20 protein-coding genes are annotated in these 23,229 nt (G+C 45.0%); 16 read left to right on the forward strand and 4 right to left on the reverse strand.

All coding sequences use genetic code 11. The features are described from left to right. Positions 1-6 precede the first annotated feature (6 nt). From ACWYU8_RS10450 to ACWYU8_RS10475, 6 genes are all read left to right on the forward strand, one after another. Positions 7-1,260 carry a sarcosine oxidase subunit beta family protein gene (locus ACWYU8_RS10450; protein WP_457519503.1) on the forward strand — a complete coding sequence of 418 codons (1,254 nt, stop codon included), beginning with the start codon at positions 7-9 and terminating at the stop codon, positions 1,258-1,260. A gap of 13 nt (positions 1,261-1,273) precedes the next feature. Beyond that, positions 1,274-1,558, forward strand: a complete 285-nt coding sequence (locus ACWYU8_RS10455) for a sarcosine oxidase subunit delta (protein ID WP_444495532.1) — start codon at positions 1,274-1,276, stop codon at positions 1,556-1,558. A gap of 12 nt (positions 1,559-1,570) precedes the next feature. After that, complete coding sequence (locus tag ACWYU8_RS10460; protein WP_457519504.1) at positions 1,571-4,588, forward strand: sarcosine oxidase subunit alpha; 3,018 nt, start codon at positions 1,571-1,573, stop codon at positions 4,586-4,588. Further along, the gene (locus ACWYU8_RS10465; RefSeq protein ID WP_457519505.1) at positions 4,581-5,249 is read left to right on the forward strand and encodes a sarcosine oxidase subunit gamma; all 669 of its coding nucleotides are present in this window, start codon (positions 4,581-4,583) and stop codon (positions 5,247-5,249) included. Before ACWYU8_RS10460 ends, ACWYU8_RS10465 begins: the two co-directional genes overlap by 8 nt. Positions 5,250-5,313: 64 nt before the next feature. Beyond that, positions 5,314-6,180, forward strand: a complete 867-nt coding sequence (gene purU / locus ACWYU8_RS10470) for a formyltetrahydrofolate deformylase (RefSeq protein WP_457519506.1) — start codon at positions 5,314-5,316, stop codon at positions 6,178-6,180. Positions 6,181-6,194: 14 nt separating this feature from the next. Continuing rightward, positions 6,195-7,574 carry an L-serine ammonia-lyase gene (locus ACWYU8_RS10475; protein ID WP_457519507.1) on the forward strand — a complete coding sequence of 460 codons (1,380 nt, stop codon included), beginning with the start codon at positions 6,195-6,197 and terminating at the stop codon, positions 7,572-7,574. Between the two features lie 98 nt (positions 7,575-7,672). Here the strand turns inward: ACWYU8_RS10475 and ACWYU8_RS10480 are convergent, their stop codons facing one another. Further along, complete coding sequence (locus ACWYU8_RS10480) at positions 7,673-8,710, reverse strand: GlxA family transcriptional regulator (protein WP_457519508.1); 1,038 nt, start codon at positions 8,708-8,710, stop codon at positions 7,673-7,675. 551 nt (positions 8,711-9,261) lie between these two features. Between ACWYU8_RS10480 and ACWYU8_RS10485 the strand changes: the two genes are divergently transcribed. Further along, the gene (locus ACWYU8_RS10485; protein WP_457519509.1) at positions 9,262-10,305 is read left to right on the forward strand and encodes an NAD(P)-dependent alcohol dehydrogenase; all 1,044 of its coding nucleotides are present in this window, start codon (positions 9,262-9,264) and stop codon (positions 10,303-10,305) included. A gap of 81 nt (positions 10,306-10,386) precedes the next feature. Here the strand turns inward: ACWYU8_RS10485 and ACWYU8_RS10490 are convergent, their stop codons facing one another. Next, a complete protein-coding gene (locus ACWYU8_RS10490) occupies positions 10,387-11,556 on the reverse strand; it encodes an iron-containing alcohol dehydrogenase (RefSeq protein ID WP_457519510.1) in 1,170 nt (389 codons plus the stop codon). Positions 11,557-11,758: 202 nt separating this feature from the next. Continuing rightward, positions 11,759-12,670: an AraC family transcriptional regulator N-terminal domain-containing protein gene (locus ACWYU8_RS10495; protein ID WP_457519511.1), complete on the reverse strand. Its 912-nt coding sequence runs from the start codon at positions 12,668-12,670 to the stop codon at positions 11,759-11,761. Between the two features lie 435 nt (positions 12,671-13,105). On the opposite strand from ACWYU8_RS10495, the gene ACWYU8_RS10500 reads away from it, so the two are divergent. From ACWYU8_RS10500 to ACWYU8_RS10530, 7 genes are all read left to right on the forward strand, one after another. Beyond that, complete coding sequence (locus ACWYU8_RS10500) at positions 13,106-13,735, forward strand: carboxymuconolactone decarboxylase family protein (RefSeq protein ID WP_457519512.1); 630 nt, start codon at positions 13,106-13,108, stop codon at positions 13,733-13,735. Positions 13,736-14,138: 403 nt separating this feature from the next. After that, positions 14,139-15,032, forward strand: a complete 894-nt coding sequence (locus ACWYU8_RS10505) for a DUF3737 family protein (protein WP_457519513.1) — start codon at positions 14,139-14,141, stop codon at positions 15,030-15,032. Then, positions 15,032-16,198 (forward strand): MalY/PatB family protein, encoded by a 1,167-nt coding sequence (locus ACWYU8_RS10510; RefSeq protein WP_457519514.1) that lies wholly within the window; start codon positions 15,032-15,034, stop codon positions 16,196-16,198. Before ACWYU8_RS10505 ends, ACWYU8_RS10510 begins: the two co-directional genes overlap by 1 nt. Before the next feature lie 190 nt (positions 16,199-16,388). Beyond that, positions 16,389-16,739 carry a cyclophilin-like fold protein gene (locus ACWYU8_RS10515; RefSeq protein ID WP_457519515.1) on the forward strand — a complete coding sequence of 117 codons (351 nt, stop codon included), beginning with the start codon at positions 16,389-16,391 and terminating at the stop codon, positions 16,737-16,739. A 403-nt stretch (positions 16,740-17,142) separates the two neighbouring features. Next, entirely contained in the window at positions 17,143-17,859 is a 717-nt protein-coding gene (locus ACWYU8_RS10520) for a carboxymuconolactone decarboxylase family protein (RefSeq protein WP_457519516.1), read from the forward strand. A 14-nt stretch (positions 17,860-17,873) separates the two neighbouring features. Further along, positions 17,874-18,371, forward strand: coding sequence for a (R)-mandelonitrile lyase (locus ACWYU8_RS10525; RefSeq protein ID WP_457519517.1), 498 nt, complete (start codon positions 17,874-17,876; stop codon positions 18,369-18,371). Positions 18,372-18,486: 115 nt separating this feature from the next. Beyond that, a complete protein-coding gene (locus ACWYU8_RS10530; RefSeq protein ID WP_457519518.1) occupies positions 18,487-19,098 on the forward strand; it encodes an NAD(P)H-dependent oxidoreductase in 612 nt (203 codons plus the stop codon). A 46-nt stretch (positions 19,099-19,144) separates the two neighbouring features. On the opposite strand, the gene ACWYU8_RS10535 is transcribed toward ACWYU8_RS10530, so the two are convergent. Beyond that, complete coding sequence (locus ACWYU8_RS10535; RefSeq protein WP_457519519.1) at positions 19,145-20,086, reverse strand: sugar-binding transcriptional regulator; 942 nt, start codon at positions 20,084-20,086, stop codon at positions 19,145-19,147. 234 nt (positions 20,087-20,320) lie between these two features. Between ACWYU8_RS10535 and dalD the strand changes: the two genes are divergently transcribed. Continuing rightward, entirely contained in the window at positions 20,321-21,688 is a 1,368-nt protein-coding gene (dalD, locus tag ACWYU8_RS10540; protein ID WP_457519520.1) for a D-arabinitol 4-dehydrogenase, read from the forward strand. A gap of 9 nt (positions 21,689-21,697) precedes the next feature. Next, the gene (xylB, locus tag ACWYU8_RS10545; protein WP_457519521.1) at positions 21,698-23,158 is read left to right on the forward strand and encodes a xylulokinase; all 1,461 of its coding nucleotides are present in this window, start codon (positions 21,698-21,700) and stop codon (positions 23,156-23,158) included. The last annotated feature ends 71 nt before the right edge of the window (positions 23,159-23,229 follow it).

Below are 23,229 nucleotides of genomic sequence, written 5' to 3' on the forward strand. Positions count from 1 at the left end.
AGACAAATGCAGCATTATTCTGGTTTTGGTCTACTTAAACACTCTCTTTCTCATCATGAAAACTGGCAAAGTGTTTGGCGTAACCCTACTCCTAAAAAGAAATACGATGTAATCATCGTTGGTGGCGGTGGCCATGGCCTGGCGACGGCTTATTACCTGGCAAAAGAACATGGCATTACTAATGTCGCGGTTATAGAAAAAGGCTACCTGGGTGGTGGTAACACGGCACGTAACACAACGATCGTGCGTTCAAACTACCTTTGGGATGAAGCTGCATTTTTGTATGAACACTCATTGAAGCTATGGGATGGCTTGTCACAAGACCTGAACTACAACGTGATGTTTTCTCGTCGTGGCTGTCTCAACCTGGGACATACGCTTCAAGACATGCGTGATATTGAGCGCCGTGTTGCAGCAAACCGTCTTAACGGGATCCAAGGTGAAGTCCTTGATACGCAACAAGTGAAAGAAATCGTACCGCACATGGATTGTTCTGAAAATGCTCGCTACCCAATTCTTGGTGCGTCTTGGCAGGCAAATGCGGGTGTGGCACGTCACGATGCAGTGGCTTGGGGCTTTGCTCGCGGTGCGGACAGCATGGGTGTTGATCTGATTCAACAAACTGAAGTGGTCGACATGATCATCGAAGACGGCGCGATTGTTGGTGTTAAAACTAACCGTTACGGCGACATCATGGCTGATAAAGTGGGCTGTGTGGTAGCAGGTAACTCTGGCGTACTAGCGAAAATGGCTGGTTTTGATATGCCGCTTGAGTCTCACCCTCTACAAGCTTTGGTATCAGAACCAATCAAGCCGATTATAGATACAGTTGTTATGTCGAACCACGTACATGGTTACGTAAGTCAATCAGATAAAGGTGACTTGGTAATCGGTGCGGGTATCGATGGCTACAACGGTTACGGACAACGTGGTTCTTACGCTACGATCGAGCACACGGTGCAGGCGATTGTGGAAATGTTCCCAATCTTCTCCCGAGTACGAATGAACCGTCAATGGGGTGGTATCGTTGATACAACTGCGGATGCATGTCCGATTATGACTAAGACACCGGTTGAAAACTTGTTCTTCAACTGTGGCTGGGGTACAGGTGGCTTTAAAGCAACTCCGGGGTCAGGCAATGTCTTTGCAGCAAGTCTGGCTAAAGGCGAAATGCACGAACTGGCTGCACCATTTTCTATGTTCCGCTTTAACTCTGGTGCATTGATCGACGAACACGGTGCTGCGGGCGTAGCGCACTAACAGGAGAAGAATTATGTTTTTGATTTATTGCCCTCACTGCTGTGAGTATCGTGAAGAAGAAGAATTCCACCCAAAAGGTCAGGCTCACATTTCCCGTCCACTAGACCCGGACAATTGTACTGACGAAGAGTGGGGCGAGTACTTATTCTTCCGCAAGAACCCACGAGGCCTTCACCACGAAATGTGGGTACACGCAGCGGGTTGTCGCAAGTTTTTCAATATGACACGCGATACACAGACTTATGAAATTAAAGAAGTCTACAAGATTGGAGAGCAACCTTCACTGGCTGCAGAGTAAGGAGTGTTAAGGATGACACAAGTAAACCGAATTTCATCTCAAAGTCGAGTTGATCAATCGAAGTCAATCAGCTTTGAATTCAATGGCAAGTCATACAAAGGCCATGTGGGTGACACACTAGCTTCAGCTCTTCTGGCAAATGGCGTAGACGTTGTTGGTCGTAGTTTTAAATACAGCCGTCCTCGCGGCATTATTGCGGCTGGTGCAGAAGAGCCAAACGCAATCTTCCAACTTGGTGCGACAGAAGCAACACAAGTTCCTAACATCCGTGCGACTCAGCAAGAGCTGTATGATGGCTTAGTGTGCCAATCTACAAACGGCTGGCCGAATGTTGATAAAGACGTAATGGGTCTTGTTGGTAAAGTCGGTGGCGGCATGATGCCTCCTGGTTTCTACTACAAAACCTTCATGTACCCTAAATCAATGTGGGAAACGTACGAAAAATTCATCCGTCGAGCAGCAGGCTTGGGTCGCTCTCCACTAGAAAACGATCCTGATCGCTACGAAAACATCAATCAACATTGCGAAGTACTTGTTGTTGGTGCTGGCCCAGCAGGTTTGATGGCGGCACTAACTGCAGCGCGCAGTGGTGCTCGAGTTATCCTGGCGGACGAACAAAGTGAAATGGGTGGTGATCTACTTACCTCAAACACTAAGATTGATGGTCGTGACGGTGCTGAGTGGGTAGCAGAGATTGTTAAAGAACTGAAAACTTACCCTGAAGTGATGCTACTTCCACGCTCAACAGTGAACGGTTACCACGATCACAACTTCTTAACTATCCATGAGCGTTGTACAGACCACTTGATGGATCTTGCACCGAAGCACACTGCACGTCAGCGTATGCATCGTGTTCGTGCTAAGTGGGTTGTTCTTGCGACTGGTTCTCATGAGCGTCCGCTTGTATTTGGTAACAACGATCTACCAGGCAGCATGCTATGTAGCGCAGTATCAACTTACATCAATCGTTACTCAGTGGTACCAGGTGAAAACCTAGTCGTTATGACAACGAACGACAGTGGTTACCAGACTGCACTAGATTGGCACGGTGCGGGTCGCAAAGTCAGCGCGGTAGTAGACACTCGCGCAAATGCAGACAGTGCGATCATCAAGAAAGTCGTGAGTGCTGGTATTCGCATCATCAAAGGCTCAGCTGTGATTGAAGCGATGGGTAGCAAACGTGTTACTGGTGTTCGTATCAACCGTCTTGACGCAAATGGCGATGCTGTTCAGAAATCAAGTGAAACACTGCAGGTTGATACCATTGCAACTTCTGGTGGTTTCAGCCCAGCAGTACACCTTTCTTGTCATACTGGAAGCCGCCCGGTGTGGAACGAAGAAGTCATCGGTTTTGTACCTGGTGAAACTAAGCAAAAACAGCTGACAGCTGGTGCGATTAACGGCAACTTTACGACTAAAGGTGCGCTGCAGGAAGGCATCGAAGCGGGTAACAGAGCGATCCAAGAGTTAGGTCTGAGTGCTGTCGATGTAGTTCTACCTAATACGGATGAAGAGAAAGCGGCGAAGCCAATGGCACTGTTCCATATTCCTCATCCGAAGAAGACCTCAAAAGCGCCTAAGCAGTTTGTTGACTTCCAGAATGACGTAACAGCGGCTGGTATCGAGCTGGCATGTCGTGAAGGCTTCGAGTCTATCGAACACGTTAAACGCTATACTGCGATGGGCTTTGGTACTGACCAAGGTAAACTGGGCAACATCAACGGCATGGCTATCGCGGCCAAGACATTGAACAAGTCTATCCCAGAAACGGGTACGACGATTTTCCGTCCAAACTACACGCCGGTTACTTTCGGTGCGATTGCTGGACGCCACTGTAAAGAGCTATTTGATCCTAAGCGTTACACTGCTATGCATCAATGGCACTTAGAAAACGGTGCGCTGTTCGAAGATGTTGGCCAATGGAAACGTCCTTGGTACTTCCCAAAAGCAGCAGAAACAATGCAACAAGCATTAGATCGTGAATGTCTGGCAGTACGTAACTCTGTAGGTATTCTTGATGCGTCAACACTTGGCAAGATCGATATCCAAGGTAAAGACGCGCGCGAATTCTTAGGCCGAATTTACAGTAATGCCTGGGCGAAATTGCCAGTAGGTAAGTGTCGCTACGGTCTGATGTGTGGTGAAGACGGTATGGTGTTTGACGATGGTGTTACGTCATGTCTTGGCGAAAACCATTTCTTAATGACCACTACAACTGGCGGTGCAGCACGCGTACTTGAGTGGCTTGAGCTTTACCATCAAACAGAATGGCCGGAACTGGAAGTTTACTTTACTTCGGTTACTGATCACTGGGCGACAGCGACAATTTCTGGACCAAACAGCCGCAAGCTGCTTCAAGAGCTGACAGATTGCGATCTGAGCAAAGATAACTTTGCTTTCATGGACTGGAAACAAGCAACGGTTGCTGGTGTACCAGCACGTATCTTCCGTATCTCTTTCACTGGCGAACTGTCATTCGAGATCAACGTTCAGGCTAACTACGGTCTTCACGTTTGGAAGAAACTGATGGAACACGGTAAGAAATACGACATCACGCCTTACGGTACTGAAACGATGCACATTTTACGTGCAGAGAAAGGTTTCATCATCGCAGGTCAAGATACAGACGGAAGTGTACACCCTTACGATTTAGGCATGGGATGGTGTGTCGCGAACAGCAAACCATTCAGCTATATCGGTAAACGAGGCATGGCGCGTGAAGACTGTGTGAAAGAGAACCGTAAACAACTGGTTGGCTTGAAAACAATCGACCCTAACGTGGTTCTTCCTGAAGGCTCACAAGGTGTGCTAGATCCAAATGCGCCGATCCCTGTTCCAATGGTTGGGCATATTACTTCTAGTTACTGGAGTGCGAACCTAAATCGCAGTATTGCGATGGGCTTTGTTAAAGGTGGTTTAGACCGCATGGGAGAAAAGGTCTACTACCCACAAGCTGATGGTCGCGTGATTGAAGCTGAAATTTGTAGCACTGTATTTTTGGATCCAAAGGGAGAGCGCCAGAATGTCTGATACAACACTGATTAAACAAGAAAACAAAGAACCTTTGGTTGACCTAATGAATCAGGTTCCTGGTGGAGAGATCTTCGGTGAGTCTCCTTTACATCACGCTGAGTTTGATAAATTAGCGAGTATGCCACCTGATCGCCAAGGTGTAGTACTGAAAGAAGTTAAGTTGATGGGACATCTTACTTTACGATGCAACCCAGAGAACGAAGAGCTGATCAAATCAGTGTCTTCAATCCTTGGCTTCGCACTGCCACTTGAGCCGCTGACATCAGCGTCAAAAGGTGAATACGCAGCTCGTTGGATCTCACCTGATGAGTGGTTGATTACTGTTCCTGGGCTAGCGGCATTTGACGTTGAAACTGCGTTCCGCGAGCAGGTAAAAGGACATTACTCACTGGTTAACGGCAGTGGTGGATCAACCATTTTGGAAATCTCTGGAGCACACGCGGTGGATGTACTGAAAAAGTCGACACCGATTGATTTTCACCGTGAAGAATTCCCAGTAGGGAAAGTGGTTTCTAGCGTATTTGCGAAAAGTGGTGCCATCATGCGTCGTCTTGATGAAGATAAGTTTGAGTTGGTTGTTCGCCGTAGTTTTTCTGACTACCTATGGCTGTGGCTTCAAGATGCCAGTTTAGAGTTTGGTCTGACCATCGCTAAATAAAGCTAACTAAGTTGTAATCAAGCCGGTACTGGAAGTGCCGGCTATACCATAAGTAGAGGGAACTATGGAAAATTCAACTCAAACCTGGATTCTTACCGCGCATTGCCCTAGCGTAAGCGGCACTGTTGATGTCGTGACACGTTATCTGGCAAGTGTTGGCCATTACATCAATGAAATTCAGTCATTTGATGACCGAGCGACGGGACAGTTCTTTATTCGTATTGAGTTTATCCCTGCACAACCAGACTTTGATCCACAGCAGTTTGACGCAGAGTTTGCGGCACGAGCGGAAGATTTCTCGATGGAGTGGAATCTGACGGCATCTGGTCAGCGCATGCGCATGGCTATCCTGGTTTCCAAATATGATCACTGCCTGAACGATTTGCTTTATCGCTACCGTACTGGTCAGTTGAACGTTGAGGTGCCGGTCATTATCTCTAACCATCCAGATTTGGAAGAGTTAGCCAAGTGGCACGGTATTCCTTACCACCATCTGCCTATTACCCCAGAGACGAAGCCAGATCAGGAAGCGGAAATTGTTCGCTTGTTAGACGAGTACGACATCGAATTGGTTGTACTGGCGCGCTACATGCAGATTCTCTCTCCTTGGTTATGCGAACGTTTAAGTGGACGTGCAATCAATATCCATCACTCATTATTACCAGGATTCAAAGGTGCGCGCCCTTACCATCAAGCTTGGGAGAAAGGCGTGAAGATGGTCGGCGCTACGGCCCACTATGTTAACAACGACCTGGATGAAGGTCCGATCATCTCGCAAGGACTTCAGGAAGTAGGGCACGCTCACTATCCAGAAGATTTGATTGCTAAAGGTCAGGATGTTGAACGAATCACGTTGTTTAATGCCGTCAAGCATCATGTTGAGAGACGGGTATTTTTATCCGGTGCTCGCACGATTATTCTTAGTCATTGATAGGAGTGATAAGGATGTCTATCAGTGTTTTTGATTTGTTTAAAATTGGTGTAGGCCCATCGAGTTCTCATACTGTGGGGCCAATGGTTGCTGCGAAACGCTTCTCTGACGAGTTAGATGAGCTCAATGTTTTGCAAGATACTCATCGAGTCGTCGTCAAGTTAATGGGCTCGTTGAGTGCGACGGGTGTCGGTCATGGTACGGACTCCGCCATTGTCGTAGGCTTAATGGGAGAACTGCCGGATACTGTCGATACGGCGATGATCCCTGTCATCACTCAAGAGCTAAAGCAAGGTGGTGATCTGTGGCTAAAGCGTAAAAAGTTAGTGCCTTTTGACTGGTCAAATGACATGAAGTTTTTACGTGAAGTTCATCCTTATCATCCGAATGCAATGGAAATCATTGCTATTGATAAATCAGGTAAAACACTACATCGCAACATCTATTTCTCTGTAGGCGGTGGTTTTATCCTTGACCAGAGAGAAGCGGAATCTGAAAGCTCTCCATCTGACGCCGTTCAACTTCCTTATGATTTTCATAACGGCGAAGAACTACTCCGGTTATGTCAGACAAATGGATTAAGCATCAGCGAATTGATGCTGGAAAACGAGAAAGTCTGGCGTTCAGAACAGGAGATCCGCGAAGGCTTGCTGAAGATTTGGCATGCCATGAAAGCGTGTATCTCTAATGGCCTCAATGCTGAGGGTGTATTGCCTGGTGGACTGAACGTTAAACGACGCGCGAAGAAATTATTCGACTCGCTAGTTTATTGCGCAAATCCTAACGTTATAAGCAGCACGCTGAGTGGCATGGATTGGGTCAACTTATATGCTCTGGCCGTTAACGAGGAAAATGCAGCAGGTGGCCGAATGGTGACCGCGCCGACGAACGGTGCGGCGGGCATTATCCCAGCAGTATTAATGTATTTTAAAGAGTTTACTCCAAATTGTACCGACGAACAGGTGGTCGATTATCTTTTGACTGCAGCAGCGATAGGCATTTTGTGTAAGAAAAATGCGTCAATCTCTGGAGCAGAAGTCGGCTGTCAGGGTGAAGTGGGCTCAGCGTGTGCAATGGCAGCTGCTGGTGTTTGTGCCGTTCTTGGCGGAACGCCGCTACAAGTAGAAAATGCAGCAGAAATCGGTTTGGAGCACAACCTGGGACTAACCTGTGACCCGGTTGGGGGGCTCGTCCAAGTACCTTGTATCGAACGTAATGCAATTGCGGCAATGAAGGCTATCAATGCTGCTCAAATGGCGCTACGAGGTGATGGGGAACACTTCGTATCTCTGGACAAAGTCATTAAAACGATGCGTGATACTGGCCTGGATATGCAAGACAAATACAAAGAGACATCAACAGGTGGCTTAGCTGTTAATGTAATTGAGTGTTGATATTTTTTATCTCTCGTCCTTGATGTTGACACTTACCAACTAAGCCAAACAAGACACAGCATCTGCTGTGTCTTTTTTTTACGGGGCGGATATCAAGTTTAGATGTTCGTTCTATTGCTCTTCATATTTTGGCGTAACTGGGTAGGGGTGTAGCCAAAGAAATCTTTAAAACAGTTACTAAAGTGGCTACTACTGACAAAGCCACAGCTTAATCCAATCTGTATGATCGGTTCTTTGTACTTTTCCAGTTCTTTATGAGCAGCGAGCAGACGTAGCTTTAGATAATATCTTGACGGTGAGAGTTCTAAATGGGTTTGAAATAGTCGTTCTAATTGTCTTCGCGACATAGATAAAAATCGCGCGAGTTCATCAGGAGTCAGCGGCTCTTCAATGTTTGCTTCCATTAGCGCAATCGCATCTCTTAAAACCTCAGGACGGGCCAAGGCATCGACTTGAGATTTATTGGTTTGACTGTGTAATATCGCCTGTCTTCCTTCTGACGCTTGGTCACAGCTTAAGATCTCCCGAACAGCTCGGACTAGTTTTTTATCAAACTGCGCTTCAATGATACTAAGCATCATTTCCATAGCGCTGTTTGGCCCCGCACAACTGGCGCTTCTATCCGTGACTTCATAGGTGTGTGTAGACAATTCCAGCGTAGGGAAAGTCGTATGAATAAACTGATGGCTGTTGGGATGTACCGCTGAAACAGCACCTTCTTCAATTGCATCGGCATAGGCCAAGGCTATCGTCCCATTCCAGATGCTTCCCAGACGGACTTTTTGATTCTTGGCAGACGTTAAGCATTCAATCAGAGGCAGAGAAGCTTGCGTGCTGCAACGGTATCCACCACAAACAAATAACCAATCCAGAATGCCTCTGTTGTGCAGATTTAAGGATTCAACCGTTGCGTCTGTCGCAATGTCAATCCCTATATCACTCAATACCTTACGCGAATCGATACCAAAGGTCTGGATTTGAAATAGCTCTGTTTCATGCACAAGATTGGCGGTAATCAGGGCATCCATGGCGGCAGTAAACGCCATAAGAGAAAAATGTGGCTGGAGAATAAAGCCGATTCTAATTGGAGCAGGGCAAGAATTTTTCTGATTTGATTGCGAGGAAGTAGCCTGCATTTAGTTCTCACTCATTTTAAGGTGGATCGTATGATAACAGCTCATAACTACTCTGTTTTATTCTTTTATTTAGGCATAAATATAGTCTGTCGGCTAATGTGCTTGACAGAGATTGTGAAGGTGAGTGAAAGAGATCTATTCTCAGGAGCGCACTTTAGGTAGAGATTGCAGAGCTCTGACTTCGAATCTCAAACAAACCGGATCAGATAAATCAGTCGCTTCACCAATTAATGGCGTAAATAATTGATAATGTTGTCCGGTGCTCAGCGCAGCAAATCGGTTGAACGACTTATTCCGACGTCAGTAAACAATTCAATAGTCGCGTCTGTTCAATTGCACTCAGGATACAACGATGTTGACCAGCAAGCTACACTATATCAATGATTATAGTTGAGCCCGATGCAATCTCATCTCTAACTACAACAATCGAGCAAGGATAAAAGAGTATCGGGCAAGAACTGTGATCTCTAAGCGTATAAGGTGATAGTGATGACTTGTAATTGACAGTCATCCTATTTATTAAGCAATAGAGAATAAAAGGATATTGTGACATGAAAACAGTTGGGTACGCGGCACAAGCAGAAAATACGGATCTAGTACCATATCATTTCGAACGCAGAGAATTACGTCCAAATGATGTCGCGATTGAAATAACCTATTGTGGTGTATGCCACTCAGATTTACATACCGTTAATGGTGACTGGGGACCTCAACCATATCCACTGGTTCCTGGCCACGAAATTGTTGGTATCGTTACCTCGGTAGGTGCGGAAGCATCTCGATACAAAGTAGGTGACCGAGTTGCCGTTGGTTGTATGGTGGACAGTTGTCAGGAATGCGACCACTGCCATGACAGCGAAGAACAGTACTGCCGCAATGGCATGACGCCGACTTACGGTGCACCAGATCGTCATACCGGTGAAATCACTCAAGGTGGTTACTCTAAACACATCGTGGTTCGTGAAGAGTTTGTATTGAGCGTTCCAGACTCGTTGGATATGTCTCGTACCGCGCCAATTCTTTGTGCAGGTATTACAACATACTCACCACTACGTACTTGGAACGTAACTGAAGGTTCGCGAGTTGGCGTCATTGGTTTGGGCGGTCTGGGCCATATGGCAGTTAAACTTGCTGTGGCGATGGGCGCTGAAGTAACGGTAATCAGCCGTACAACAAGCAAGGAAGAGCAAGCAAAAGCATTGGGTGCTAAAGCTATCCTGGCGTCAACAGATGAGCAGGCAATGCAAGCTGCGGCTTCTTCGTTCGATCTCATCATCGATACAGTACCAACCAAGCATGATGTCAATCTATACACGCCATTGTTGGATCTAGACGGATCACTTGTCATTGTTGGTCAGGTTGGTCCATTAGACGAGCTAATGAGCGTGCCTCTAGTATTTGGTCGTCGTCGCGTTGCTGGTTCTTTGATCGGCGGTATCGCTGAAACGCAAGAACTTCTGGATTTTTGTGCTGAGCATGACATCTACCCAGAATGCGAAATGATCAAAATGAATGAAATTAACGATGCATTTAAGCAGCTCGCTTCCGGTGATTTAGCGCATCGATTTGTTATCGATATGTCTTCTCTCGATTAATCATTCGGTTTTCAAAAAATAGATAAAGAAAAAGCGAGCTATGATGCTCGCTTTTTAGTATCAGCTAGTCAGTAAAGACTGTTAGAAACACTCTTCCAGAATGTTCAGAACTTCTTCGCTAGTCAGTTTCTTGTAACCATTACCGATGATGATGGTTGATTCTGCAATTTTCGGTAGCATCTCTTTAGTTGCACCAAGCTCTTCCAGAGAGGTCACGATGCCGCACTCTTTAGTAAATGCTTCCAGAGCATCAATGCCTTCCAATGCGATTTGTTCTTTTGTTTTACCTTCCTTAGATACACCCCATACTTCGGTAGCAAAACGAACGAATTTATCCAAACCAAACTTGTAGACCAGACGGTAGTAAGGCAGAGACACCGCAGCCAGACCCATACCGTGAGCACAGTCAGTGTAAGCGCCAAGCTGGTGTTCAATCATATGTACTTGCCAGTCCTGAGTTTTAGACAAGCCAGTAACGGTGTTTAACGCTAAAGTTGCGTTCCACATGATGTTACTGCGCGCTTCGTAATCTTCTGGTGATTTCAGAGCAACACGCAAGTTATCGATTGAAGACTTAAGCAGGCTTTCAATGACATAGTCTGTTGTGTTCGCACCTTGGTCTGAGAAGTATTGCTCCATCAGGTGAGACATTGTGTCGAACACGCCACTCACCATTTGGTATTGAGATACAGTAAATGTGTACTCTGGGTTTAAGATTGAAAACTTAGGGTATGCTGCTGGTGGGAAAACACGACCCGCTTTGTTTTTAGTCTCTTCATGAGTGATCACTGAGCCACCGTTCATTTCTGAGCCAGTACCTACCATAGTAAGGATAGAAGCAACAGGCACTACCTCGTTTGAGATGTCTTGCCATTCTATCCAGTACTTTTGGAATGGGTCAGCATCTGTACAGTGTGCAGATACAGCAATACCTTTCGCACAGTCAACAACTGAACCACCACCAACAGCAAGAATAAGGTCTACGTTGTGCTCACGAACAAGCTCAACACCTTCCATCATTTTCGCATAAGTAGGGTTAGGCATAACACCAGACAGCTCGACGACTTTTTTACCTGCAGCGCTTAGGCTCGCGATGACATCGTCGTAAAGTCCATTGGATTTGATTGCGTTTCGGCCGTAAACAAGCAAAACAGTACTACCGTATTTTGGCAATTCATCGTTAAGTTTGGCGAGTGAGTCTTTACCGAAGTGAATTGTTGTTGGGTTGTAGTATGAGAAATCTAATTGCATGATCACATCCTTCTAAGGTGTTTGGACTTATGAAGTCAATGCACGAAGACAGAGGTTCATAAGCCATATACTTCCGCTTACAAACTGAATCGCAAACGTGTTTAATATAGCGCTCATTTTAGAAGGGTAAAGCGATATTGTGAATGTCGGATTGTCGCTGGGGTTTGCCTATTCTTCCAAATTATTGCTATAGAAAAGAAGTTTAAGCTGTATTTGCTTCTTTCAGCGCTTTAATATCTTTTGAAGGTGGTGCACCGAACAGACGACTGTATTCGCGGCTAAATTGAGAGGGGCTTTCATAGCCAACTTTGAATGTTGTCGCCATCGCATCCAAGTTTTCGGTCAACATCAATCGACGAGCTTCACTTAATCTCAACTTCTTCTGGAACTGTAACGGCGTCATCGATGTCATGGAACGAAAGTGCGTATAAAAAGCAGATTTACTCATACCGCTGTATGCCGCGAGATCGCCAACGCTTAACGGTTTGACAAAGTTGTTTTTCAGCCAGTCAATGGCTTTGGCTATTTGGTGGCCATGGCTACCTGTCGTCACTATTTGGTTTAAACGTGCGCCTTGTTCGGTCATTAGCAATCGATAAAAAATTTCTTTTTTAATGACTGGTGCGAGGATCTTTATGTCATCCGGCTGTTCTAATAGTGTCATCAACCGGATAAATGCATCTTGCAGTGAGCTTGAGAGCTCGCCTACAGCAATGCCTTTCTGCGCTTCCTTGCCGCTACTAAAAGAAAGTTCACTATCAACAATTAGCTGAGAAATCTCTTGTAAATCCAGCTCCATTATCAGCCCAAGGTACGGTTTTTCTTCGCTTGCCTCCATTATGTTGGCCGTAATAGGGAGGTTAACGGAAGAAATCAGAAAATGGTTGGCATCATAGGTGTAGCTATCCTGACCGAGCAAAACCCGTTTCTTACCTTGTGCGATTAGACAGATACTAGGGTTATGGGTGTAACTTGTTGGCGGGGTTGGGGTTGTCCAGCGGCTGAGTCTAAGTCCAGGAATTTTGGTATCAAATTGTGTGGTGTCACCGGTCCACTTTTGGATTTTTTCAGCAAGGACTGACGCTGCCATATTCATGTTTTGTGAATCGTTCATAGTTACTCCACGGGCAACCAAAGGGTTGGACTACTTCTGGTTTTGTCAACTTAGTTTTTTTGGTTTTGCACAACAGTTTTTTGGTTCTGCACAACGTAGTTATAACAGCTATTTCTTTTATGTAAAGATTATTAGGCAATCTGTTATTGACGAGTTTATCACTCTTTTTCAGTCAAAACTTACCGCTGAAAACAAGATTAATGGGGATGGATAAGTTATTTAATCATTATAAATCAGTATGTTAATTTATGGTTGTAAAAGGCGAGCTCCGAGGGGGACTTCGATTTGGCTTCCAGTCTTAGTACGGAAGTTTGGATAATTAGGCAATTATTGGCAATCATTAGGCTAACGGGTTTTGTCATTTAGGCGTAAATTTAATCTTGTTGTCACGGCAAGGCACGATATTCACCTTTGACTCAATCTTCGGAGGCACCGATGCAAGAACATTTTTCTAATAAAGAACGAGCCATCATTCCTATTGCGGCATTCACTGCAAGTGGTGATCTTGAAAATCTGAAGCTGAGTTTGGTCGAAGGGTTGAATGCTGGCCTCACCATCAGCGAAACCAAAGAAATACTGGTACAGATGTACGCATACACTGGCTTTCCCAGAAGCCTTAACGCGCTCGGGACATTTATGTCTGTTGTAGAAGAGCGCAAGCAGCAAGGAATCTTTGATACAGAAGGCGAGCCTTCAAGCCCTCTACCAACAGACGAAAGCAGTTTAAGTTTTGGTACTAAAAACCAAACCCAGTTAGTTGGGCAAGTTGTCTCTGGCCCTTTGTTTGATTTTGCACCCGAAATTGACCAGTACCTAAAAGCACATCTCTTTGGTGACATTTTCCAACGTGATGTACTGACATGGAAAGATCGAGAGCTTGCGACGATTGCGGCGTTGGCGAACATGCAAGGTGTGAATGGTCAACTTCAAGCTCATTTTGCTATCAGTTTAAATAATGGTATTACGCCAGATTTGTTAAAAGAATTTATTGTCGAAATAAAACAGCACTGTGGTGAGGATGTTGCCTCAAATGCAAACCAAGTTCTGAACGTTGTTTTAGGCTAAGTTCCATAATAAGAATATTTCTGAAGATTTTCTTTAATAACGAATTAGACAAAATAACGCCTGAGAGGCTAACTCACAAGACAGTGTGAACTCTCATAGAAAATGTGAGAAATGAATATATGGAAGGGGTTATGACCTACGCCATAATCTCTTCAAAAAAGTTTCGAGTAAGGTTTACTGATCCACTGCCTTTTTTGTATTCCTTACCTTTTTATTGAGTTATTAGGGTGGTTAGAGCAATAGCTGAATAGTTGGCTACTCTAAATATAATTAATTAAAAATTTATTAATAAGGCTCACATTTGGTGCCTAGGGTTCTTATTGCTCACATAAAGTTAATGATTTAAATCGTTGGTATATTCGTGCCGACGACTATTCCCCAATTTGCTAAGTTCAGGTGTACTATGACCCTATCTAAAACAATTCAAGATAAACTCTGTCATCAAGAGAAAATATGCGACACTTTTTTTGAAGGTGAGAGACCGTTATACGCGGAAGAAAATAAGTATCTGCACAAAGTTCGTTTTTACCCGGGCGAGTCAGCACTGAAACACACCCAAAATATCATGGTTAAACACTGTGAGTTCATGGGTAAGTATCCTTTCTGGCATAGCAATGACATCTTGATTGAGCAGAGTCTGTTTACGGTATACGCGCGAGCGGCTATTTGGTATACCGAAAACCTTACGATGAATAACTGTGTTGTCGAAGCACCTAAAATGTTTCGCCGTGTCTCGCATCTTACTATCGAGAATACGAGATTTCCTAATGCGGGTGAAACCTTGTGGATGTGCGATAACGTAAGCCTGAAAAATGTTGAAATGCGCGGAGCCGATTACGTTTTTATGAACTGTGAAAATGTTGAAATTGACGGTTTTAAATTGCAAGGAAATTACTCGTTCCAAGATGCTAAAAATGTCACCATTCGTAACGCATATTTGGATTCTAAAGACGCATTTTGGGGTACGGAAAACGTCACTGTATACGACAGTGTTTTAGATGGAGAATATTTAGGCTGGCATTCTAAAAACTTACGTTTGGTTAATTGCACCATTCGCGGTGAGCAGCCACTGTGTTACGCGCAAGATCTAGTCATGGAGAATTGCGTAATGGAAGAAACGGATCTGTGTTTTGAATACGCGACATTGAACGCCGAAATTGTTTCCGACATCATCAGTATAAAGAACCCTTTGTCTGGCTCTATCAAAGCTCGCTCAATTGGCGAAATTATCTTAGATAAGCATTGTAAGAACCCAGGAGGATGCACAATTGAGACGGAATTTGAGGTGAGAACATAATGTCATCTTTCAACTTTGATCAAATTGTTGAACGACAAGGAACGGGCAGTGTTAAGTGGGATAGCATGGGGAACAGCTCTATTCTTCCGATGTGGGTCGCGGACATGGATTTCCGCACTGCCGAACCTATTGTAAGTGCATTGAAACAACGTGTTGAGCACGGCATTTTTGGTTACACGAAAGTCCCCGAGGCTTATTACACCGCAGTTGTTAACTGGTTCGCGAACAGACATAACTTTCACATCCAACGTGAGTGGATTCAGTACACGTCAGGCGTAGTTCCTGCGTTATCAGCTATCCTGAAAGCACTGACCAATCCGGGTGATGGCGTTATTGTTCAAACTCCTGCGTATAACTGCTTTTTCAGTTCGATTCGCAACATGGAATGCCACCTTGTTGAAAATCCGCTGGTGAATCGTGATGGTTACTACGAAATGGATTTTAAGGATCTCGAAGATAAAGCTTCTCGATCTGATGTTACTGTTCTGATTCTATGCAACCCTCACAATCCGGTTGGTCGTGCGTGGACTCAAGAAGAGCTGACCAGACTCGGTGAGATCTGCTTTAGACACGGTGTCAAAGTGATTAGCGACGAGATCCATTGTGATCTGACATTCCCAGGGATTCGGCATCAGCCTTTTGCTGCTATCGGAGACCAGTTCCTTGCTAACACGGTGACGACAAATTCTCCGAGTAAGTCGTTCAATATCGCCGGACTACAAATCGCCAACATCATCACCGCGGATAAACAACTCAGAGATAAAATCGATCGCGCGTTAAATATTCATGAAGTATGCGATGTGAATCCTTTTGGTGTAGAAGCTTTAATGGCGGCATATAACGAAAGTGAAGCCTGGTTAGACGCTCTTAGAGAGTATCTCCATCAGAACTATATAACTGTTGTAGAGTTTATTAATCAGCACTTACCACGTTTGAGTGTTATTCAGCAGGAAGCCACTTATCTGGCATGGATTGACTGCCGTAAGTTAGATATTCCTTCAGCTGAGATCGGCGAAAAGTTGATAAATGAAGGCGCTTTAATGCTTAATCAAGGTACGGTGTACGGCGCTCCGGGCGAGGGTTATATTCGTCTCAATATGGCTTGTCCGAGAGTACAATTACTCGAAGGCCTACAACGGATGGCACGAGTATTAGGTAGCGTCTAATACTGTCAGTTACGAAAAGGGAATCACTACGATGTTGTTTGAAAATTGGTTTTTTGTAAATGGGTTGTTTGAAAACTGGCGCAAGACCATTTTGTTCACGTTGACAGTGTTGCCCGCATTACTTATTAGTCAATTCTGTTTCGCTGCTAGCAATGTGCTCGAGAGCGGAGCAATTACCGGGGAAGGTTCCATGAAAATTCGTTTTGTATTTGATGATCGCACAGTCACAGCAACGTTAAACGACAGTCCAAGCACACAAGATTTTATCGCTCAGCTACCGCTAACAGTAGAACTGGAAGATTACGCAAGCACTGAAAAAATCGCTTACTTACCATCAAAATTGACTAAGGAAGGCGCACCAGCAGGCGTAAGCTCTAAAGCTGGGGATATTTCTTACTATGCACCTTGGGGTAACTTAGTCGTTTTCTACAAGAACTTCGGGTATGCATCTGGTCTTATCAATCTAGGTAAGATCGACGGCGACTTATCTCGTTTTACTTCTGGTGGTTCCATGAAGGTTACGATCGAAGTTATCGAGTAATACCCTTCTTGCTGAACAGCGATGAAGGAGCGTGATTCAGGAACTAATGTCCAAGCACTTTATGGCCAAAGTTATTTCATTAACTACCCAGCGCGCTGATATTAGATTCCTAGTCTCGCTCAGACTTGCTGAAATTCAATGATATAAAATATTAAAGCTATTTAGCTTCAATCTTAGTAGCTTTAATCTAAGAATAGTCAAGTTCATAATTTTGTTTAATTTGTTTCTGAATGTAATATATTGTTTTTAATTTTATCGTTCTCCTACCTGAAATTATTTAATAGAAGATTAGGCAATAATTAGACTCTTCTAGGCAAAGTAGTATGCGGATTTTGAGATAAGTTTATATTTAGAGAGTACGCTTGAAGTACTCATAAATACAAAAGGGTATAGGGAGAATTAAATGTTTCGTATAGACAAATATGCCAGTAAGTTGGCCATTTTAGTCGCCAGCTTGTTAGCGTTATTCACCGTGAATGCAGCCGTCGCTTCAGAAGGCTTTGACAGTAAAGAGAAAGCGATCATTCCCATTGCAGCATTCGCAGCAAGTGGTGAGATAGACAAGTTAAAAGTGAGCCTGAATGAAGGATTGGAAGCGGGCCTTACCATCAATGAAACTAAAGAAGTGCTTGGTCAACTGTACGCTTACGCAGGCTTTCCACGCAGCTTGAATGCTCTTGCTGCATTTATGCAAGTGCTCGACGAGAGAAAAAGCAAAGGCATCGAAGATGTTGTGGGTCCTGAATCATCCCCATTACCAACGGACAGAACCAGCTTAGAATTTGGTGCGGAGAACCAAACTAAGCTGATCGGTGTTGAAGTAAAAGGGCCACTGTTTGATTTCTCTCCTCAAATTGATGAATACCTGAAATCTCATCTGTTTGGTGACATTTTTGCCCGTGATGTACTGACTTGGAAACAACGCGAAGTTGCAACCATTGCGACTTTATCCAATATACCGGGCGTAAACAGCCAGTTGGCCGCACATTACAACATCAGCATGAATAATGATGTGACAGTCGATGAACTAAAAGAGTTTATCACCATCATCGAAAAGCAAGTTGGGCAAGATGTTGCTAATAATGCGCAAAAAGTTCTGGATTCGGTCCTAAATAAATAATAGGGAATATTATTATGAAAAATAAACTAGCTTTAATTTTATTATCAGGAATGGTTTCATCTACAGCGATGGTTTCTACCGTACAGGCGTCAGATGATACAGCAGACAGCCAGCAAGTTTATCGAGCAAAAGATCTGAAATCATTTAATGGACCAGAAGATTTATTCACCGGTAATGTAAAAGTTGACATGCTATTCCCTGAAAATGATGTCGCAAATTACAGTGCTGCTTACGTTACTTTTGATAAAGGTGCTCGTACTGCGTGGCACATGCACCCAGCAGGCCAGCATATGATCGTCACTTCTGGTGTGGCTCTTACTGGTACCCGAGACGGTAAAGTCATTCGCTTTAGCGAAAACGAGAGCGTTTGGTGTCCACCGGGTATTGATCACTGGCACGGCGCGACTCCTGATGCGCCAATGACTCACCTTGTTGTGACGGCATCGAAAGATGGCAAAAACGTCGTTTGGAAAGAGAAGGTGACCGACGAGCAATACGCTGCTGGCCAATAAAAACGATCAGTTTCTACTATTGGTTCGTTACTACAATTGCTATTAAGCCCGGTTTGCCGGGCTTAATTTTATAAAACAAAAACTGTCGACAGATAGAAAGTTAGGAACAACGAAAATGAAAAGGGATAGCGTAATTAAGCGCGCTGGCTTTTTGCTTGTATTGCAGGTGCTATGGCTCGCGTGTATCAATGTGGTATCTGCTGCTGAGCAGGTACATAAAACGAATATAAAAACACTGGTTATTGTTTCTCACCCTTATCCAGAACGGTCAGTGATGACAAAAGGGATGCAGCAAGCTGCCGAAACTGTTGAAGGCGTAACCGTAAGAAACCTAGAGACCATTTATGGCTTTGATACTCGCGCTATCGATGCAGAAAAAGAGCGTGAGTTAACAAGACAGCATGATCGTATCGTATTTATGTTTCCAACTCATTGGTTCAACATCACTCCAATGATGAAAGCTTACATGAACGATGTTTGGGGGAGTGTAGGACCTGGTTTATGGCAAGGCAAAGAAATGCTGTTGGTTACGACTGCGGCTGGTGGTACAAGTACTTACGGTGAATCGGGCAGAATTGGCGTTAAACTAGAAGATGTTTTCTTACCAATGAAAGCGAGTGCGCTACATGCAGGAATGACCTACCTTACGCCACTGGCATTTCAATCAGTCTCACGTTCCAAACTGCCTGAGTATCAACAAGCATTGATAGAAAGGTTAACACATTAAATTGGTTAAACTTCCTTAGCTGCTATGGCTTAGTGCGACAGCTAGCTTATTGAGTGAGTAGCCATCTCGCTGTCGCTTCGTCGGTAACCAAACCATTCACCCAATGGCCTCTCAGTGCCGCGAGAATACCAGGGCGTTTATCTTCACCACAAGCCGCGCCAATTCGAGGGCAATCATTGTTACGTATATCGTAACTGGTGATGAAAGTGTTGATGGTGCAGTCGATCACTTCACCTTGTGCGTTGATAAATCGGCCTAGGATTTCGCCTACAGCGCCTTGCTGATTGAGTTCATCTGCCTTATTTGAAGAAATGAAACCGTCTTTGATGATAGGGCTTGCTTTACTCAATGAGCCAATACCAATGAAAATGACATTGGCACTATCGGCAACGCTGAAGACCTCTTTAAACACTCGCATACCTACCCAAGTTTTAAGCTCGTCAGAACAGGTCGCATAACGTGGGGCAGGTAACTGATAGTAGTTTGCCTGAATTTTTCTCGCCAGAATCAGTGGAACATCATCATAGTAGTTACACTGACCATCTACGCCCATCGCACTTATTAAGGCGACACATTTACTATTCGGTGATTCAAAATCAATTCGGTTGATGGCTTTTTTTAGTGTCAGGCCAGAGCCAATACCCACGATTTTAGCCTTTTGGTCCTTTACATATTTTGACATGAGCTGAACGCAGCCAAACGAAACGTTATCAAGTGTCTCATCATCGCTGGTCGTGGGCACGATATTGCATTCCACCAACTGGTACTTCTCTTTAAGAAGTTCTGCGTAATCCAAGCAAGTGGAAATCGGATGGTGCAGACCGACCGAGACAATTCCTTCTTCTTTCGCTGCTGCGATAAGACGTTGTACAACCGGACGCGATAAACCAAGTTCAGACGCTATATCGCTTTGATTACGACCTGAGATGTAATACAGCCAGGCTGCGCGAACCATCTGATCGGTTCTAAAACTATCGTCTTTAGCCACGTTTTATCCTTATTATTCAGCTTATTGTGTTTCTCTTGATGACAATATTTAGTTCGTCATCGTATCTAGAACACCTATCTTCTCTCTAACTCCTCGTGAGTGCAATAGCAATCAATTACCCAAAAATGAACAAAAAGTCATTTAATGGTCAATTATTCATTTGTGATCTATGGCTCTTTATTTGGTAATTTGATCGATTAGAGTTAGGCCATCAAACAAAAACGAGGAAATATAATGAAAAACCAATATACGTGGCTTCACATCGGTCTGGGCTCATTTCACCGAGCGCACCAAGCCTGGTATCTGCACAAATTGCTAGAAACGGGTGACCAAAGCTGGCATATCGCGGCAGGTAACATTCGCAATGATGCAGAATCAACCGTTGAAACTCTCCGTGCGCAGAATGGTGAGTATGTGTTAGAGACGGTCAGTCCAGCAGGGGAGCGTGAATATGAGGTGATCAAATCGATTCAGACGTTGCTCCCGTGGCAGGAAGATTTGGCGCCGCTGATTGAAGAAGGTGCAAAAGCGCAGACAAAAGTGATCGCCTTTACGGTCACAGAAGGCGGGTACTACTTAAAAACCGATCACTCACTGAATGTTGATAACGCAGTCCTAAAAGCTGATCTGAGCGGTGGCCACCAAACGATTTACGGCACGGTGACGAAAATCCTTGAGCGCCGTATGGCGGATAACGCAGGAGCGGTGACGTTGCTGAACTGTGACAACGTGCGTCACAATGGCGAGCGTTTTCGTGATGGCTTGACCGAATTTCTAACGTTGACTGGTAAAGCCGATGTTTTGAACTGGATGAAGGAAAACACGATGTGTCCAAACACCATGGTGGATCGTATTACACCGAGACCCGCTGCTGATCTTCCTGCTCGCATCAAAGCGCAAACTGGTATTGAAGACAATGCGCCAGTGATGGGGGAAACCTTTATTCAGTGGGTCATCGAAGACAGTTTCAAAGACGTTCGACCTGCACTGGAAAATGTAGGCGTGGAAATGGTGGAGTCGGTTATTCCTTACGAAGAGGCGAAAATCCGAATCTTGAATGCTTCACACAGCTGTATCGCTTGGGCCGGAACATTGGTTGGTCAGTCATTTATTCACGAAAGTACTTTGACGGATTATATCTACAAGATTGCGCACGATTACGTCAGTCAGGATGTGATTCCTTGCCTTGGTGACAATGGTATCGATCTGCCGACCTATCTTGAGGTGGTCTTAGAGCGCTTTACCAATCCTTACATTAAAGACACTAACCAGCGTGTGGCTGCGGATGGGTTTTCTAAAATTCCGGCCATGATTACGCCGACGATGATTGAATGTTATCAGCGTGGTGTCACGCCAGATGCGACTGCAATGCTACCAGCGCTGTTCTTTGTGTATATGCATCAGTGGCACAAAGGTTTACTGCCTTATGAGTATCAGGATGGCATTCTTGATGAAAATGCAGTGCATAGCATGTTTGATTCTGAAGACCCAATCGCTGTCTACGCGCACGATGTCGCCTTATTCGGTGAACTGGCTGGTCGTGCGGATTTTGAAACACTGCTGCGAGAAAAAATTGCAGCGGCTTACTCAATGATTCAATAAGGAGTGGGCATGTATCTAGGTATAGATCTTGGCACCTCAGAAGTGAAAGCGCTGGTGATTGACGAACATGGTGAAACGGTCGCTTCACACAGCGCGCCATTGACGATTCAACGTCCGCAGCTTCATTGGTCGGAACAGGCGCCGCAGGAGTGGTGGGAAGCAACAAACTATCTGATAGGGGCTCTGCGCGAGAAATGCACTGAGCACTGGGGAGCAATTAAAGCCATTGGTTTGTCTGGACAGATGCATGGTGCAGTGCTTCTGGATGAGGCCGATGATGTGATTCGTCCTGCTATTTTGTGGAACGATACTCGTTGTCACGAAGAGTGCACTGAACTTGAAGCGGCAGCACCTGAGCTGCATGAAATTGCGGGTAACCTTGCGATGCCAGGATTTACGGCGCCCAAGTTAATCTGGGTTCGTAAGCATGAACCTGAAAACTTTTCCCGCATTAGCACAGTGCTGCTGCCGAAAGATTACCTTCGCTTCAAAATGACTGGCAAAAAAGTCTCCGACATGTCGGATTCCGCAGGCACGTTATGGCTGGATGTGGCTAAACGCGATTGGTCAGACTCGCTGCTGGATAAATGTCAGCTGACTCGCGCACAAATGCCACAACTGGTCGAGGGCTGTGAAGTATCGGGTTCTTTGTCCGCTGACTTAGCCCACAAATGGGGGCTAAGCCCTTCGGTAATTGTCGCTGGTGGCGGTGGTGATAATGCCGTAAGCGCAATCGGTGTTGGTGCGGTCAGTCCGGGGGATGCATTTATTTCCCTTGGCACTTCTGGCGTACTGTTTGTGGTCAACGAGAAATATCGCCCCGCACCTGAGTCTGCCGTACACGCCTTCTGTCATGTTTTGCCACAACGATGGCATCAGATGAGTGTCATGCTAAGTGCTGCCAGCTGCCTTCAATGGTTCTGCCGCATAGTAGGCACAACGGAAGTGGATCTACTTGCTGAAATTGAGCAGCTGAGTGAAGAAGAGAAAGCAAAAGCGCCAATTTTCTTACCGTATCTGTCTGGTGAGCGTACGCCACATAACGATCCGGAAGCGACGGGTATGTTCCACAGTATGACCCATTCCACCAACCGTGCGTTACTTGGTTATGCGGTGATCGAAGGGGTGAGCTTTGGTATTGCTGATGGTCTGCGTGTGTTGCAAGAAAGCGGTACATACATCGAACAATGTTCATTGGTTGGTGGTGGTGCACGTAGCTCGTTCTGGGCGCAGTTACTAGCCGATATTCTTCACTTGCCAACGATTACTCACAAAGGTGGTGAAACGGGTGGGGCGTTAGGGGCGGCTCGACTTGCTTGCCTGGTGTCAGGAAAATCGGTGGATGAAGTATGTAAGAAGCCGGAAATTCACCGTGTTTATCAGCCGAATGTCGAGCGTGAATCAGGCCTGTCTGAGCGCTATTCACGTTTTCGCGCCCTTTACCAAAACGACTTGGCGCTTCGGTCGTAACACTGGCCGTTAAGAGCCTCCTTAGAAAGAACATCACAACTAAAAATGGACTGCGCCCCCAAAAAAGAAAA

This window comes from Vibrio limimangrovi (genome assembly GCF_054064025.1).

Bases quoted from the DNA above. Each gene is read 5' to 3' on its own strand.
- ACWYU8_RS10505 (WP_457519513.1), top strand. From the start codon at position 14,139: ATGACCCTATCTAAAACAATTCAAGATAAACTCTGTCATCAAGAGAAA.
- ACWYU8_RS10525 (WP_457519517.1), top strand. From the start codon at position 17,874: ATGAAAAATAAACTAGCTTTAATTTTATTATCAGGAATGGTTTCATCT.
- ACWYU8_RS10460 (WP_457519504.1), top strand. From the start codon at position 1,571: ATGACACAAGTAAACCGAATTTCATCTCAAAGTCGAGTTGATCAATCG.
- ACWYU8_RS10480 (WP_457519508.1), bottom strand. From the start codon at position 8,710: ATGCAGGCTACTTCCTCGCAATCAAATCAGAAAAATTCTTGCCCTGCT.
- ACWYU8_RS10450 (WP_457519503.1), top strand. From the start codon at position 7: ATGCAGCATTATTCTGGTTTTGGTCTACTTAAACACTCTCTTTCTCAT.
- ACWYU8_RS10520 (WP_457519516.1), top strand. From the start codon at position 17,143: ATGTTTCGTATAGACAAATATGCCAGTAAGTTGGCCATTTTAGTCGCC.
- ACWYU8_RS10510 (WP_457519514.1), top strand. From the start codon at position 15,032: ATGTCATCTTTCAACTTTGATCAAATTGTTGAACGACAAGGAACGGGC.
- xylB (WP_457519521.1), top strand. From the start codon at position 21,698: ATGTATCTAGGTATAGATCTTGGCACCTCAGAAGTGAAAGCGCTGGTG.
- ACWYU8_RS10515 (WP_457519515.1), top strand. From the start codon at position 16,389: ATGAAAATTCGTTTTGTATTTGATGATCGCACAGTCACAGCAACGTTA.
- ACWYU8_RS10495 (WP_457519511.1), bottom strand. From the start codon at position 12,670: ATGAACGATTCACAAAACATGAATATGGCAGCGTCAGTCCTTGCTGAA.
- ACWYU8_RS10530 (WP_457519518.1), top strand. From the start codon at position 18,487: ATGAAAAGGGATAGCGTAATTAAGCGCGCTGGCTTTTTGCTTGTATTG.
- ACWYU8_RS10455 (WP_444495532.1), top strand. From the start codon at position 1,274: ATGTTTTTGATTTATTGCCCTCACTGCTGTGAGTATCGTGAAGAAGAA.
- ACWYU8_RS10465 (WP_457519505.1), top strand. From the start codon at position 4,581: ATGTCTGATACAACACTGATTAAACAAGAAAACAAAGAACCTTTGGTT.
- ACWYU8_RS10490 (WP_457519510.1), bottom strand. From the start codon at position 11,556: ATGCAATTAGATTTCTCATACTACAACCCAACAACAATTCACTTCGGT.
- ACWYU8_RS10485 (WP_457519509.1), top strand. From the start codon at position 9,262: ATGAAAACAGTTGGGTACGCGGCACAAGCAGAAAATACGGATCTAGTA.
- ACWYU8_RS10500 (WP_457519512.1), top strand. From the start codon at position 13,106: ATGCAAGAACATTTTTCTAATAAAGAACGAGCCATCATTCCTATTGCG.
- ACWYU8_RS10475 (WP_457519507.1), top strand. From the start codon at position 6,195: ATGTCTATCAGTGTTTTTGATTTGTTTAAAATTGGTGTAGGCCCATCG.
- purU (WP_457519506.1), top strand. From the start codon at position 5,314: ATGGAAAATTCAACTCAAACCTGGATTCTTACCGCGCATTGCCCTAGC.
- dalD (WP_457519520.1), top strand. From the start codon at position 20,321: ATGAAAAACCAATATACGTGGCTTCACATCGGTCTGGGCTCATTTCAC.